This window comes from Plantibacter sp. Leaf314, from assembly GCF_001423185.1.
In the GTDB taxonomy this organism is placed as follows: domain Bacteria; phylum Actinomycetota; class Actinomycetes; order Actinomycetales; family Microbacteriaceae; genus Plantibacter.
Genome location: NZ_LMOB01000001.1, coordinates 82,887 through 98,287 on the forward strand (window position 1 = coordinate 82,887; position 15,401 = coordinate 98,287).

General features: G+C 70.5%; 12 protein-coding genes. 3 read left to right on the forward strand and 9 right to left on the reverse strand.

Features of this window, described 5'->3' with window-relative positions; all coding sequences use genetic code 11:
- Positions 1-17: 17 nt before the first annotated feature.
- Complete coding sequence (locus ASF68_RS00425) at positions 18-1,241, reverse strand: sensor histidine kinase (RefSeq protein WP_056005341.1); 1,224 nt, start codon at positions 1,239-1,241, stop codon at positions 18-20.
- 103 nt (positions 1,242-1,344) lie between these two features.
- Between ASF68_RS00425 and ASF68_RS00430 the strand changes: the two genes are divergently transcribed.
- Positions 1,345-2,076, forward strand: a complete 732-nt coding sequence (locus ASF68_RS00430) for a response regulator transcription factor (protein WP_082498418.1) — start codon at positions 1,345-1,347, stop codon at positions 2,074-2,076.
- Positions 2,077-2,094: 18 nt separating this feature from the next.
- Here the strand turns inward: ASF68_RS00430 and ASF68_RS00435 are convergent, their stop codons facing one another.
- Positions 2,095-4,539: an ATP-dependent DNA ligase gene (locus tag ASF68_RS00435; RefSeq protein WP_056005343.1), complete on the reverse strand. Its 2,445-nt coding sequence runs from the start codon at positions 4,537-4,539 to the stop codon at positions 2,095-2,097.
- Positions 4,540-4,650: 111 nt separating this feature from the next.
- On the opposite strand from ASF68_RS00435, the gene ASF68_RS00440 reads away from it, so the two are divergent.
- Both ASF68_RS00440 and ASF68_RS00445 read left to right on the forward strand, forming a co-directional pair.
- Complete coding sequence (locus tag ASF68_RS00440) at positions 4,651-5,622, forward strand: Ku protein (RefSeq protein WP_056005345.1); 972 nt, start codon at positions 4,651-4,653, stop codon at positions 5,620-5,622.
- Positions 5,623-5,753: 131 nt separating this feature from the next.
- Complete coding sequence (locus ASF68_RS00445; protein ID WP_056005349.1) at positions 5,754-7,937, forward strand: ATP-dependent DNA helicase RecQ; 2,184 nt, start codon at positions 5,754-5,756, stop codon at positions 7,935-7,937.
- A 6-nt stretch (positions 7,938-7,943) separates the two neighbouring features.
- Here the strand turns inward: ASF68_RS00445 and ASF68_RS00450 are convergent, their stop codons facing one another.
- From ASF68_RS00450 to ASF68_RS00480, 7 genes are all read right to left on the reverse strand, one after another.
- Complete coding sequence (locus tag ASF68_RS00450; RefSeq protein ID WP_255353611.1) at positions 7,944-9,446, reverse strand: MFS transporter; 1,503 nt, start codon at positions 9,444-9,446, stop codon at positions 7,944-7,946.
- A 115-nt stretch (positions 9,447-9,561) separates the two neighbouring features.
- Positions 9,562-10,350: an ABC transporter ATP-binding protein gene (locus ASF68_RS00455; protein WP_056005352.1), complete on the reverse strand. Its 789-nt coding sequence runs from the start codon at positions 10,348-10,350 to the stop codon at positions 9,562-9,564.
- Positions 10,347-11,168, reverse strand: coding sequence for an ABC transporter ATP-binding protein (locus ASF68_RS00460; RefSeq protein WP_056005355.1), 822 nt, complete (start codon positions 11,166-11,168; stop codon positions 10,347-10,349). Before ASF68_RS00460 ends, ASF68_RS00455 begins: the two co-directional genes overlap by 4 nt.
- Positions 11,165-12,034, reverse strand: a complete 870-nt coding sequence (locus ASF68_RS00465) for an ABC transporter permease (protein ID WP_056005358.1) — start codon at positions 12,032-12,034, stop codon at positions 11,165-11,167. The genes ASF68_RS00460 and ASF68_RS00465 overlap by 4 nt, the downstream gene beginning before the upstream one ends.
- A complete protein-coding gene (locus ASF68_RS00470; RefSeq protein ID WP_056005361.1) occupies positions 12,031-12,999 on the reverse strand; it encodes an ABC transporter permease in 969 nt (322 codons plus the stop codon). The genes ASF68_RS00465 and ASF68_RS00470 overlap by 4 nt, the downstream gene beginning before the upstream one ends.
- 61 nt (positions 13,000-13,060) lie before the next feature.
- Positions 13,061-14,554 (reverse strand): ABC transporter substrate-binding protein, encoded by a 1,494-nt coding sequence (locus tag ASF68_RS00475; RefSeq protein ID WP_056005364.1) that lies wholly within the window; start codon positions 14,552-14,554, stop codon positions 13,061-13,063.
- Positions 14,555-14,624: 70 nt separating this feature from the next.
- On the reverse strand, positions 14,625-15,389 hold the full coding sequence (locus ASF68_RS00480; RefSeq protein ID WP_056005367.1) for a DUF1684 domain-containing protein: 765 nt from the start codon (positions 15,387-15,389) through the stop codon (positions 14,625-14,627).
- Positions 15,390-15,401: the final 12 nt, after the last annotated feature.

The window sequence follows — 15,401 nt, forward strand, 5'->3', positions numbered from 1 at the left end:
CCCGCGTCCCGGCCGCCTCAGCGGGCGGCCGGGACGCGATAGGGCATGCTCAGCCGGAGGACGGCGCCGCCCTCGGGCGCGTCGCTCGCTGCCGAGCTGACCCGGAGGGCTCCGCCGAAGGCGGCTGCGCGGCGGTCGAGCTGGAGCAGACCGCCGGCCGGTTCCGCACCGTCGAGGAGCCCGGTGCCGTTGTCGAGCACCCGCAGCTCGATGGTCCCACTCGCCACCGGAGCACCGTCGTCCCGCGGCGCCGGCGTCGCGATCCGCAGCTCGACGACGAGCCGGTCCGCCGCACCGTGGGTCAGCGCGTTCGTCACCCCTTCTTCCAGGGTCCGCACGACCACGGCGCGTTCCGCCGTCGTGAACACGTTGTCGATCGGGTCGTCGAGGAGGCGGAACTCCGGCGAGACGTCGAGGGTGGTGGTGATCGACGGCGGCAGGCGCTGCAGGATCGCGCGGATGCTCGGTGCGATGCCGACCTCGAGCAGTGGTGGGGACAGCAAGCGGCTGAGCTCTCGGACGTCCCGCTCGCGCACGGTGTGGAGGTCCTCGCCGAGTGACCGCAGCCGCCGGGTCGCGTCGGAGACGGCTGCAGCGCCCTCACGTTCGAGCGCGGCCGTGACGGCGGCGAGCTGCGCGCTGATCAGCACGAGGTGCTGCTGGAGGGTGCCGTGGAGGCCTTCGGCGACCTCGCGCTTCACGCGCAGCTCCTCGCTCTGCAGCGATTGGAGGGCGACGTCGGCGCGATGGCGTTGGTCGGCGTGGGCGCGTTCCTCTTCGCGCGCGCGCCGTCGTGCCGCGCTCAGACTGAACCCGAAGGTGGCGCACACGGCGAGGGCGATCGCCGTGGTCCCGGTCTCGACGAGGACGGTCTGCAGGCTCGGATCGCGGTAGACGCCGAGGAGGAGCTGCAGGCCGCTGCGCAGCAGGCCGGTCGCCAGCGCGACGAGGAGGACACCGGCGAGCACCTTCGGGCGCCACCACTCGTGGAGGGAGGGACCCCATCTCGACCAGAGCAGCAACGCGAGCACGATGATCGCAGCGCTCAGGGAGACGAGGTTCGCGGTGACGCGCTCCACGAGCATGCCGCGGGTGCCGCCGGGCGCGACCCAGGTGTAGATGTAGACGCTCTGGAAGGAGACGGCGAGTCCGAAGACCGCGGCCATGGCGCCGCTGGCGGTGATGAAGGCCCGACTGTCGCGCCAGCGCTCGGCGCGAGCGGTGAGGGCCTCCTGGGTCATGGCTCCATTCTGACCTGCCGCGTGGTGCGACGGGGGCATCTCCGGGCGGAAGTCGGGAGCTTCCCCCTCGGACGACGAGCCGTTCATCCGGGATACTCGGACCATGCACCACCAGCCGCAGCCCGACCGCTCGTCCGCCGTCCCCGTGGTGGGCGCGGCGACGCTCGACGTCGCGCCGGCCGTCCCGCTCCGGGTCGGAGTCGTCGAGGACCAACCGCTGCTCGGCGGGATGCTCGCCGATCTGCTCCGGGGGACGCCGGGGGTGACGTTCGTCGGTCATGCCGCCACCGTCGCCGAGGCGCGGCGGACGTTCCTCCCCGGGACGGTCGACGTCCTGACGATGGACATCGAGCTGCCGGACGGCAACGGGGTGAGTCTCGGCGTCTCGCTGCGTCGCGCCCAGCCGGGTCTCGGGATCGTCCTGCTGTCGGCCTACGACCTGATGGACATGCTCCTCGAGATGCCGGCAGATGTCAGAGACGGCTGGAGCTACCTCTCGAAGACCTCGTCCCTCACCCGCGACGTCCTCCTCGAGGCCATCCGCGTCTCGGCGCGCGGCGAGACGATGTTGGACCCCGAGCTCGTCGACCGCGCGCGGCCCCGAGCGGGTTCGAGCCTCGAGTCGCTCACCGATCGCCAGTACGCCGTCCTCCAACTGCTGGCGACCGGTCGCTCGAACACGGGGATCGCTACCCGGCTCGGGATCGCCGAGAAGTCGGTGCAGAACCATCTCACGGCGATCTACGCCGCGCTCGGGATCGAACACGACGCCGCGAGCAACCCGCGGGTGTCCGCCGTGCTCGCGCTCCTCGCCGAGTCAGGACGACTCGCCTGAGCCGGGGCGGTCGACCGCTCACCGGCCCCGATCCGGCACCTCGAGGTCGTCGACGGCGCGGTCCGGACGCCAGCCGCGCCAGACCGGATGCCTGAACCGGCCGTCGGGGGTCCATTCGCTGAACCGCACCTCACCGATGAGGACGGGATCCAACCAGTTCGCGTCGGCGGCATCGGCCGGTGGCACGCCCAGCAGTGACGTCGACGAGCGCGCCAACCGTTCGAACCGCACGGCGGTCGCGGCGAGCTCCCGGTCGGTGAACCCGCTGCCGACCCGCCCGGCGTAGTGCAGGAGACCGTCGGGCCCCGGCACGCCGAGGAGGAGCGATCCGATCCCACCCGTGCGCCCACCACGTCCCGGTCGCCAGCCCGCGACGACGACCTCCTCCGCCCGCTCATGCTTGAACTTCATCCACGTGCTGCTCCGTCGACCCGGCCGGTAACGACCGTCGAGTTCCTTCGCGACCACCCCCTCGAGCCGGAGCGCCCGGCTGACCTCGAGTGCATCGTGCAGGGAACCGTCGATCCGCGGCGGAACCTGCACGACCGCGCCGGATCCGACCGTCTCCTCGAGGAGTTCGCGGCGCTCACGGTAGGGCAGTCCCGTCCGGTCCTCGTCGTCGAGGGCGAGGAGGTCGAACACCAACAGCCGGACCGGCGTCAGCCGGCGCTCCCGATCGACGTCGCGGTCCGACGTCAACTGCATGCGTCGCTGCAACAGCGAGAAGTCGGGACGGCCGTCGGCCCCGGACGCGACGATCTCGCCGTCGAGGACGACGTCGCGATCCCCGAACGACGCCCCGAGCTCCTCCACCACCTCCGGGTAGGCCGCGGTCAGATCCTTGCCGTTGCGGCTCGACAACCGCACCCGCCCCGTCGCACCGTCGATGCTCGCGATCGCACGGATCCCGTCCCACTTCATCTCGAACGCCCACGACCCGTCGTCGACGACCTCTCCGAGAGCGGCCGGGCTCGCGAGCATCGGAGCGGGGACCTCGCGCGAACGCGCTACCGGCGGAGCCGGCGGATCGCCTGGAGCGCGCATCCGGTGGATGAGCCAGGAGGGCGCGTCCCGCCCGGAGTCGCCGGCGGTCCGGATGAGCGCGAACCGTGCCGGGCGCTCCAACGGACCACCCGCTCGCCCGTGCAGGGTCGCGATGACCTCGTCGTCCCGCCACTTCTCCAGCTCGTAGGTGCCCGCATCCCAGATGGTCACCTCGCCCGCCCCGTACTCGCCGGCCGGGATGGTGCCCTCGAAGCTGCCGTACTCCAGGGGATGGTCCTCGGTGCGGACGGCCAGACGGTTGCTGCTCGGATCCGTCGGGACACCCTTCGGCAACGCCCAGGACACGAGCACCCCGTCGTGCTCGAGTCGGAAGTCATGATGCAGCTTCCGTGCTTCATGCCGCTGGATGACGAACGACGGCGCCGTCCCCGCAGCCGACGATGGCGGCGACGCCTCCGGAACCGGCTCAGGCGTCCGCGAAGCATCGCGTTTCCGCCGGTACTCCGAGAGTCGATCCTCGTGCTCCGACGGCCTGATCGTGATCGACGGACGGGGGTCGCCGAGCACCGACAGCGGATCGACACCGTCGGCCAGCCGTTCGAGCACCTCCGGGAACTCCAACTGGGAGAGCTCGGGATCGTCGAGCTCGTCCCACGACCGTGGCGCCGCGACCGTGGGACGCAACCGACCCCGCAGGGAGAACGGGGCGATCGTCGTCTTCGACCCGTTGTTCTGGCTCCAGTCGACGAACACCTTGCCCCTGCGTCGATCCTTCGCCATCTCGCTCACCACGAGCGTCGGCGCATCCGCCGCGAGCGCCCGAGCGAGTTCATGCGCCACGAGCGACACCTCGTCCGAACGCTGCCGACCGTCCAACGCCGCATAGAGGTGGATCCCCTTGCTGCCACTCGTCACCGGGACCGGTTCAAGCCCCATGTCGACCAACACCGCGCGTGCCATCCGAGCGACCCCGGCGCACTCGGCGAACGACACCCCCTCACCAGGGTCGAGGTCGAGCACGAGCCGGTCGGGAGGACGGCGCTCGCCGGACCGGTCGAACCGCCACTGCGGCACGTGCAGTTCGAGCGCGCCGAGCTGTGCCAGCCAGGTGAGCGTCGCGAGGTCGTCGACGACCGGGTACTCGTTCGTGTGATCGCTGTGCTCGATGGGGAGACGCTGCACCCAGTCCGGCGCCGACGCACCCAGGTCCTTCTGGAAGAAGCCGGACTCCGGCGCCTCGGCCGTCCCGACACCGTGCACCCAGCGTTTCCGGGTCACCGGCCGGTCCGCCACGTGCGGCAACAGATGCGGTGCGACGGCCGCGTAATACGCGAGGACCTCCGCCTTGGTCGTGCCCGTCGCAGGATAGAGGACCTTGTCGAGATGGGTGAGCTGGATGCGCCGACCGTCGACGGTCACCCACTGCGCCCGCGCGCCGCCGGAGCTCGTCCTCGCCATGGCGCCCAGCCTGCCGTCCGAGCCCGTCAAGGGCTAGCCCTTGACGCCGGTCCGGGTGTCTACTGGTGCGATTGACGGCGTGGGCCGACCCGCCGGCGGACAGGAGAGGTCATGCGCGCGATCTGGAAGGGCGCCGTCACGTTCGGTCTCGTCAACGTCCCGGTGAAGGTGTACAGCGCGACGGAGGACCACGACCTCTCGCTGCACCAGGTGCACGACGCCGACGGCGGGCGTATCCGGTACCAGCGCAAGTGCGAGGTCTGCGGCAAGGTCGTCAGCTACGACCACATCGACAAGGCCTACCAGGACGGCGAGCAGACGGTGGTCCTCACCGCCGACGACCTCGCGTCGCTCCCCGAGGAACGCAGTCGCGAGATCGAGGTGGTCGAGTTCGTGCCGAGCGACGACCTCGACCCGATCATGTTCGACCGCAGTTACTTCCTGGAACCGGACTCCTCCTCCTCGAAGGCCTACGTCCTGCTCCGGAGGACGCTCGAGGAGACCGACCGCACGGCCATCGTGCGGTTCGCCCTCCGCCAGAAGACGCGACTCGGCGCCCTCAGGGTGCGCGAGGACGTCATCCTCCTGCAGACACTGCTCTGGGAGGACGAGGTCCGCGAGGTGCGGTTCCCGGCCCTCGAGGAACGAGTCCGCATCTCCGCCAAGGAACTCGAGATGTCGGAGGCGCTCGTCGAGTCCTTCTCGTCCCGCTTCCGTCCCGACGCGTTCGTCGACGAATACCAGGCACAACTCCGGAAACTCATCGATGCGAAACTCGAGCAGGGCGACGCCCTCGACACCGCCGCCACCTTCGGCGAGCAGCCCGAGCCCGACGACGACAAGGGCGCCGAGCCGATCGACCTCATGGAGGTGCTGCAGCGCAGCATCGACCGGCAGCGTGGTGGGAAGGACCCGAAGGCCGACACCGGGTCGAGTGGTTCCTCGAAAGCCGCCTCGTCGAAGACCACGACGTCGAAGAGCACGACCTCGAAGCGCAGCGCGTCGAAGCGCAGCACGACCAAGGCCGGATCGTCGAAGGACGAACCGTCGTCGACCCCGGCCAAACGCAAGAAGAGCGCCTGATCCACCTCCCACCGGTCGGAGGAGCGCGACCTCCGGGGAAGCCCTCCTCCACAGCGACCACGCACCGGCCGGCCCACCCACCATCGCCACCGAAGCGACCAGCCGTCGGCGGCTCCTGACAGACTTGCCACATGTCCGACGTCAGCGCGCCAGCCCCCACCCACCACGAAGCCACCACCACCGGGTCGGTCGCTGAAGCGACGGCGGCGCTCGCCGCTCTGACGGGCGTTCCGGGAGCCCGGTTCCACGATGGCCAGCTCGAGGCGATCCTCGCCCTCGTCGACGAGCACCGTCGCACCCTCGTGGTCCAGCGCACCGGTTGGGGCAAGTCGGCCGTGTACTTCATCGCGACGGCGCTGCTCCGTCGTCGGGGTGCCGGTCCGACGCTGCTCGTCTCGCCGCTCCTCGCCCTCATGCGCGACCAGGTGGCCGCGGCGGCGCGTGCCGGTGTTCGGGCGGTCGCCATCAACTCGGCGAACGCTCATGAGTGGGACGACGTCCGCGCGCAGCTGGACGCCGACGAGGTCGATGTACTGCTCGTGTCGCCCGAGCGGCTCAACAATCCGCGCTTCCGCGATGAGCAGCTCCCGACCCTCGTGGCTCGAACCGGCATGCTGGTGGTCGACGAGGCCCACTGCATCTCCGACTGGGGTCACGACTTCCGCCCCGACTACCGGCGGCTGGCCGAGCTGATCGGTCGTCTGCCGGTGGAGGTCCCGGTCCTGGCGACGACCGCGACGGCCAACGCCCGCGTCGTCCGCGACATCGCCGAGCAGCTCACCGCACCAGCCGCTTCCGGCTCCACGGCGGCCGAGGTCCTCACCATCCGCGGTTCCCTCGCGCGGGCGTCCCTCCGGCTCGGCGTGCTCCGGCTCCCGGAGTCCAGGGACCGCCTCACCTGGTTGCTCAGCCACCTCGACGGACTCACGGGGTCCGGCATCATCTACACCCTCACCGTCTCCGCCGCAGAGGACACCGCGCGGCTGCTGCGCGAGGCCGGTCACGAGGTCCGGGCCTACACCGGCCGGACCGATCCCGACGAACGCGAGGAGTCCGAGCGGCTCCTCAAGGAGAACCGGCTGAAGGCCCTCGTGGCGACGAGCGCGCTCGGGATGGGCTTCGACAAACCCGATCTCGGGTTCGTCGTGCACCTCGGCGCGCCGTCATCGCCGGTCGCGTACTACCAGCAGGTCGGGCGAGCCGGGCGCGCGACGGAACACGCCGACGTCCTGCTCCTGCCCGGAGCGGAGGACGAGGAGATCTGGCAGTACTTCGCGACCGCGTCGATGCCTGACGAAGCTCGGGCCACGGCCGTCCTCGACGCGCTCGACGATCGGCCACGGTCGACCCCGGCACTCGAAGCACTCGTCAACCTGCGCCGCACCCCGCTGGAACTGCTGCTCAAGGTGCTCGACGTCGACGGCGCCGTGCAGCGGGTCGCCGGGGGATGGGTCTCCACCGGTGAGCCGTGGGTGTACGACCGCGAACGCTACCGCCGGATCGCCGAAGCGAGGGTCGCGGAACAGCAGGCGATGCTCGCCTACGAGCGCGGCGAGGAGTGCCGGATGCTCGTGCTCCAGCGCGAACTCGACGACGCGACCGCCGAACCCTGCGGACGGTGCGATCGGTGCGCAGGTGCCTGGTTCCCCACCGAACTCGACAGCGCAGCTGCCGCCTCGGCTTCCGAGGCGCTCGGGCGGGTCGGTGTCGAGCTCGAACCTCGAGCGCAGTGGCCGACGGGTGCCGGCAAACTCGGCGTCACCACCGACGGAGCACCGGTCAGCGGCCGCATCTCGCTCGAGGATCGTCTGGAACCGGGCCGGGCGCTCGCGCGCTTGACCGATCTCGGCTGGGGCGGCGTCCTCCGTGAACTCTTCGCCGCCGGCGCGGCGGACGCCCCGGCGTCCCGCGCGGTGATCGACGCGAGCGTCCGGGTGCTCGCCGACTGGCCGTGGGCGAGGCGACCGGCCGCGGTCGTGAGCGTCCCCTCACGATCACGTCCGCAACTCGTCGACTCGGTCGCCCGGGGTATCGCCTCGCTCGGACGACTGCCCTACCTCGGTGAACTGGACCTCGTCGGCGACGGCCCTCGCGGAGGGCCCGGCGGGAACAGCGCCTATCGGCTCGCCGGCGTCTGGGACGCGTTCAGCGTCGGTGCCGAACTCCGCACACAGCTGGCGACGCTCGAGGGCGCGCCGGTGCTGCTCGTCGACGACCGGGCGGACAGCCGATGGACGCTCACCGTCGCCGGACGGGCGCTCCGGCTCGCGGGCTCCGGCCCGGTCCTCCCGTTCGCCCTCGGCATCGTGGGCTGAGCCCTGTCACCCCTCGTGGAGACTCGACCGCGTGTCCTTCGCGAGGTGCTTCGGCAGCAGGAGCGTGCAGACGAGGCCGACCACGGCGGCCGCCGCGCAGATCGCGAAGCTCAGCCGGAACGCGTCGGCGCTCGGCGTCGTGACGGCCCCGTCCGTGACGACCTGGGAGGCCAGGATGGCGCCGATCACCGCACTCGCGATCGTGGAACCGAGCGTCCGCATAACCGAGTTTAGCCCGTTGGACGCCGCGGTCTCGCTCGGCGGGACGGCGCCCATGATCAGCGTCGGCATCGCCGCGTACGCGAAGCCCACGCCGAAACCGACGGCGGTCGCCGTCAGGACCGTGTGCCAGACCTCCGTCATGAGCCCGATCGCGACCGCGTAGCCGATCGCGATGATCGCGATACCGATGAGCAGGCTCAGCCGCGCACCCTTCGCGGCCGTCAGCCGAGCGGCGACGGGCGACATCGCCCACATGATCAGACCGCTGGGCATGAGGCAGAGGCTCGCGATGAGCATGTCCTGCCCGAGCCCGACCCCCGTGCCCACCGGTGCTTCGAGGATGCCGGGGAGGACCACGGTGCTGCCGAAGAAGGCGAATCCGACGGTGATCGACGCGAGGTTCGTGAAGAGCACCGTCCGGCGTGCGGCGATCCGCAGATCCACGAGCGGGCTCGAGGAACGCACCTCGAACCAACCCCAGAGGAGCAGGACGACGACCCCGCCGATCAGGCACGCGAGCGTCCCCACGCTCGTCCAGCCCCACTCGTTGCCCTTCGAGACGGCGAGGAGGATCGGCACGAGTCCGGCGGCGAGTCCGATCGCCCCGATCCAGTCGAAACCGCCCTCGCTCCGCAGCGTGCTCACGGGGACGAAGCGGGCCACGAGCAGGAATCCGACCAGTCCGAGCGCACCGGCCACCCAGAAGAGCACATGCCAATCCAGGAACTGTGAGATGACGGCTGAGATCGGCAGGCCGACGGCTCCACCGATGCCGAGCGTGGCGCTCACGAGGGCGACCGCCGGACCGAGCCGCTTCGCATGGAGCACGTCGCGCAGGATGCTGATGCCGAGCGGGATCACGCCCATCGCCATACCCTGCAGGGCGCGAGCGACGATCAGCGGCACGATCGTTGACGAGAACGCAGCGAGCACCGAGCCGGCCATCATGATCCCGAGCAGGATCAGGACCATCCGGCGCTTCCCGTACAGGTCACCGAGACGACCGGAGATCGGCGTCGCCACCGCAGCGGAGAGCAGGGTGGCGGTCACCACCCACATGCTGTCCGAGGCGTGCACCCCGAGGATCGTCGGGAGGGACGGCACGAGCGGGGTGACGAGCGTCATCATGAACGCCGCGACGAGGCCGGTGAACGCCAGGCTCGCCACGACCGCCCGCTCAGGGAGCGGCTTGCTGAGCGCAGCGCGCTCCTCGTCGCTCAGCCACGGTCGCTCCTGCGACTCCGGTCCGTCGTCATGGTCGTCGGGCTGCGCTGAATCCTGCGTCACGGGTCCTGTTCCTGTGGAGAGTGGATGCGGCCGGAGCCACTCGGAGTCGAACGCCCGCGCGCGGCCTGGCATTCCCGTCTCCCGGAACCGATCGTCCGCGGGGGCCGTGCGCGACTCAGCGGGGCAGCCGGGGGATCGCCGCGACGAGCTGCCGCGTGTACGCCTCGGCCGGCCGGTGGAGGACCTGAGCGGTCGACCCCGCCTCGACGACCCGCCCGTCCCGGAGGACGACCGTGCGCTCGCACAGGGCCGCGACCGTGCCGAGGTCGTGCGACACCATGACGAGAGCCAGACCGTTCGAGGCCCGCAACTCGGCGAGGAGCTCGATGATCTGGATCCGGGTGCTCATGTCCAGGGCACTCACCGGCTCGTCGGCCAGGAGGAGTCTGGGGTTCGGGACGATCGCACGAGCGATGGCGATCCGTTGGCGTTGGCCGCCGGAGAACTCGTGCGGGTAGCGGGATGCGGCCTCGGGAGGAAGACCGACCGCTTCGAGCGCGTCCGCGGCTCGGCTCACGGCCTGCTCCGCCGAAGCCAGCCGCAAGGAGCGGAGCGGCTCTGCGACGATGCGGCCGACGCGCTGCCGTGGGTCGAGCGAGGAGTACGGATCCTGGAAGACCGCCTGCACGGATGCGCGGAAGCCTCGGACGCGGGCCTTGTCCCGCGGATCGAGCGCGCTGCCGTCGAATCGGACGGACCCCGTGGTCGGACGGTCGAGGCCGAGCAGCAGTCGGAGGAGGGTGCTCTTCCCGGCGCCGGACTGGCCGACGACGCCGACCGCCTCACCGGCGCCGACGGACAGGGAGACGTCGTCGAGCGCGACCTGGCCACCGCGGTACCGGAAGCCGGCCGCGTCGAGCTTTAGGATGGGCGCAGCGGCGTCAGGGCTCGATCCGTCGATCATCGCGGGTCCTCCAGTGCGTCGTCGATCGCGCGGGCGCTGGCGACGAGACGCCGCGTGTCCTCGTGCTGTGGGGCCGTCAGCACCTGCGCGACGGGGCCGCGCTCGACCGCTCGGCCCGAGCTGAGCACGATCACCTCGTCGACCATGGTCGACACCACGGCGAGATCGTGACTGATGAACAACAGCGCCATGCCCCGTTCGCGCACGAGCCGGTCGAGGAGCGACAGCACCTCCGCCTGCACGGTGACGTCGAGTGCGGTGGTCGGCTCGTCGGCGATCAGGAGCTGCGGTCGTCCGGCGAGGGCGATGGCGATGGCGACGCGCTGTCGCTGGCCGCCGGACAACTCGTGCGGAAACGACGCGGCGATGCGGGCCGTGTCGGTGAGCGAGACCTCGGTGAGCGCCGCATCCACGGCATCCCGCAGTCGGTCCCGACGGAGCCCGAGGTGTCGTCGGAGCGGTTCAGCGAGCTGAGCGCCGACGCGCATGAGCGGGTCCAGGGCGGTCAGCGGCTCTTGGAAGACGAGTCCAGCGACCCGGCCGCGGAGGGGACGCAGGGAGCGGTCCGTGGCGCCGATGACCTGCGTGCCGGCCAGCTCGATGCTGCCGCTCGCGGTGAGCTGGTCGTCGAGCAACCCGATCGCGGCGAGAGAGGTCAGCGACTTGCCGGACCCGGAGCCGCCGATGAGACCGAGTCGGTCGCCGGCGGCGATCATGAGGTCGAGGTCGTCGACGAGTGGCCGCTCGGTGGCGTCCGATGCTCCGCGCCGCGTACCACGGGTGATGGTGAGGCCGGTGATGTCGAGCAGGGCCGTCATGCGCTGCGCCTCCTCGTCGGATCACCGAGATCGCGCAGGCCGTCCGCGATGAAGTTCACGCCGACGACGAGCATGATCACCGCGACACCGGGCGCGATCGCTCCGATCGGTGCCGTCGTGACCGTGGCCTGTGCCTCCTGGAGGAGCCGTCCCCAGGAGGCGTTCGGCGGCGGAGCCCCGAGGCCGAGGTAGGACAGGCTCGCTTCCGCGAGGACGGCGATGCCGAACTGCAGGGCGAGGTTGACGCTCAACGTCGGCCAGATGTTCGGCAGTACGTGCTGGCCGATGATGCCGGGCCAGCTCGTCCCGGCGGTGCGCGCGGCGACGACGTACTGTTCGCCGAGGACGCGCTTCGTGAGGATCCTCGTGAGCCGGGCGACGATGGCGGACATGGCGAGCCCGATCGCGACGATGGCGGTGCCGAGCGAAGCGCCCTGGGCGGCGACGATCAGCATGGCCAACAGCAGGACGGGGAAGGCGATCACGACGTCGAGGGCGGCGGAGATCGTGTCGTCCAGCCAGGCGGCCGCGAACGCCGCGGCGAGACCGACGGCGATCCCGATGACCGCGCCGACCGCGACGGCCCCCGCCCCAGTGACGAGCGCGATGCGGGCACCGATCATGAGTTGGGTGAAGAGGTCTCGACCCAGCTTGTCCGTGCCGAGCCAGTGCGTGCCGCTCGGTCCTTCGAGACGGTCGCCTGCCGTGTCCGTCGGCGCGAAGGGCGTCCAGAAGAGGGAGACGAGCGCCAGCGCGGCGATGACACCGACGAGGACCAGCCCGACCGTGAGGGTGACGGAGCGTCCGCGGCGTCTCCCGCCCCGCTCGGGGGCTGTGGCGGCCGTCCGGGCGTCGAGGTCGCTCATCGGAGCCCGCTCCCGGCGATGGAGGTGCGCAGGCGCGGGTCGATGAGGCGCTGGGCGATGTCGGCGAGGAACCCGGTCACGAGGACGACGAGGGTGGACACGAGGAGGATGCCCTGGATGTTCGGGTAGTCGTGCTGCTGGATCGCCGTGAGGAGCATCGACCCGAGTCCCGGCAGGCTGAAGACGCTCTCGACCACGACGGCCCCGAGGAACGTGGTCGCGAGTTCGATCCCGAGGATCGCGACGACGGGGACGGCCGCGTTGCGGACGCCGTGCCGGAGGAGCGCCTCGCCGAGTCCGGCACCCTGCGCCCTGGCGGAACGGAGGTAGTCGCTCCCGAGCACGTCGAGCGTGGCGGAGCGGACGTACCTGGTGATGGACGCGCTCATGACGATGGCGATGGTGATGACCGGGAGCGCCAGACTCGTGAGTGCCGCCGCCGGGTCTGCCCAGTCGTCGCGCGGGAACCCGCCGGACGGGAACAGGCGGAGCGTGACCGCGAACACGCTCACGAGGAGGATGCCGACCCAGAACACCGGCACCGCGATGCCGAACTGCGACAACCCCGACAGGGCGATGCCGTACCACCGGTCGGCTCGGAGTGCGGCGATGACGCCGGCCAGGCTGGCGAGCACGACGGCGAGGAGGAAGGCGAGGAGCGTCAGCGGGACGGTGACCTGCAGGCGCGAGGCGATCTCAGGGCCGACGGGGAGACTGCTCACGAAGGACGAACCGAGGTCGAAGGTGAGGACGCCACCGAACCAGGCCAGGAACTGCTCGCCGACCGGCCGATCCGCTCCCACCTGCGCGCGCGCCGCCTCGATCTGCTCCTGCGTGGCGTTCACCGAGAGCAGGGCGTTCGAGGGGTCTCCCGGCAGCAGCCGGAGCAGGACGAACAACACGGTCATGGCGACGAGGAACGACACCACCAGGAACGCGGATCGACGCAACAGGTAGGGGAGCATGGTGGACCTCAGCGTAGCGAGGCCGGGCCGACCGGGCGGTCCCGGTCGGCCTCGGCGACGACTACTTCCGGACGATGTCCGCGACGAAGAACTGCGAGTTCAGGCCGTTCACGCCGTATCCCGACACGTCACTCGCGGCGACGACGATCTGGGGGTAGAGGTACAGCCAGACGCTCGCGGCGTCCTCGGCGATCTGCTCGTTGACGAGCTTCAGCTTCGCCGTCTGCTCGTCCGTCGTGGTCGCCTGCTCCGCCTCGGAGACCCACTGCGTCACCTGGGGGTTGTCGTAGCCCCAGTAAAAGTCGGGGTTGCCGTACCAGACCACGTCGCGGTCGTTGACGTGCTCCTGGAGCGTGGCCTGGAAGTCGCGCTCCTTGAACACCTTCGAGTACCACTCGTCCGCGCTGATCGTGTTGATCTCCACGGTGATGCCCACCTTGGCGAGTTCGCTCTGCAGGAACTCGGCGACGGCCGGGTGCGGGTCGTAGCTCGGCGTGTCGAGCGTGAACGTGAAGCCGTCGGCCAGGCCCGCCTCGGCGAGCTGCTGCTTGGCCAGCTCGGGGTCGTAGGGGTTCACCTGGGTGAGGTCCTCGTACCACGGGTCCGTCGGCGGGACCATGGACCCGATGAGCGTGCCGTAGTCACCCCAGATCGACGACAGGAGCTTCTTCGTGTCGATAGCGGAGTAGACGGCCTTCCGGACGAGGGCCTGGTCGAACGGTGCGACGCGGTCGTTGAAGGCCAGGAGCTCCTTGGTGGTGGAGTCGCCGTCGGAGACCGTGTAGTCCGCGTTGTCGGTGAACTGCGTCAGCTGGTCGGGGCTCTGCACGCTCGTGATGATGTCGATCTGCTTCGTGACGAGGGCGTTGCTCAGCGCGGTCGCGTCGGTGAAGTAGGTGAAGACCACTTCAGCGTTCTTGGCGGGGTCCCCCCAGTAGTCGTCCCAGCGCTCGAGGCTCAGGGTGCTGCCGCGCTTCCACTCGCCGAGCGTGTACGGGCCGGTGCCGTCCTCGGAGGTCTTCAGGTCCTTCGCGGCGTCGTTCACGATCCAGACGTAGCTCAGGTTGTACAGGAAGGAGATGGAGCGCTCGGAGAGCGTGACGACGACGGTGCGGTCGTCGGGGGTCGCGATGTCGGAGACCACGGCGAAGCTGCTCTTCCGTGCCGACTGCGAGTCCTCGGCCGTCACGGCTTCGATGCTCGACTTCACGTCGGCCGAGGTGAGTGGGTCACCGGAGTGGAAGATGACGCCGTCCTGGAGCGTGAAGGTGTAGGTGAGGCCGTCGTCGCTCACGGTGCTGTCGGCGGCGAGCACGGGTTCGACGTCGCCGTCGTCGGTCAGGCGGTAGAGCCCCTCGTACACGTTGCCGGTGAGCGCTTCGGTGACGCCCTGACCGCCGCCGCCGGTGTTACTGAGGTTCTGCGGCTCGTAGAGGGAGCCGACGGCGATGGTCGCGTCGTCACCCGTCGCGGAACTGCTGCTCCCGCCGGCGCAGCCCGCGAGCGCGACGGCGGTGGCGACGGACAGGGCGACGAGCCCGATGGTTCTCTTCACGGATACTCCTGTGGTGTGGGGGTGGTGATGCGGGAGGCGCAGCTGATGGGGTGGGGCGTCGTGCCGTCGGTCAGACGGCGTAGAGGTCGAAGCCGTCGCGGAACCGCACGAGGCGTTCTCCGGCGCGGACCTCAATGGCGAACCGGTTCTGCGCGGGCGGCATCGGACAGTTGTACTGCACCGAGAAGCCGCACGGCGGCACGAACGCTCGGTTGAAGTCGAGGACGACCTCGCCCTCGGTGCCGAACCCGCCGTCGTCGGTCCGCTCGACGAACAGGAACCGGCCTGCACCGTAGGTGCCGGTCTCGCCGTCGACGCCGTTCGTCGCATCGCCGAACACGAGGAGGAGAGTGCCGCCGTCGTCGAAGGCGCTCATCGTGTACGTCGTCCCGTCCCTCGTGAACGTGATGTCGCCCGGGACGACGAGCTCGCGCGAGCCGCCGTTGTCGCGGATGTGCTCGAAGGGCACGGTCCGTGAACCGTCGACCGGCGTGAAGTGGGCCGTCTGCACCCAGGAGGGGTCGTACGGGAAGACCGGGACGTCGATGAAGGCCTTGACGGCCGGGGCTGCGGCGTCCCACCTGCGGATGCCGACCTCGTCCGCGCCCGTTTCGAGGTGGGTGCGGCGGAGGGTCGTCACGGTGACCCCGTCCGCCTGTTCGGCCGCGATGGCCGCCGCAGCCTCGTCGAGGGTGGCCGGGGTCTCGTCGGGGAGCCAGCGGGTCTCCACGAGGGCGAGGTTGCCGAGCGGCGCCGTTACAGCTGCGCGACGGTCCTGCCGCCAGGCGTCGTGCTCTGCGGTCGCGTCGTGGTGCGGTGCGGTGTCGATCGGCATGTCTCGATTCTC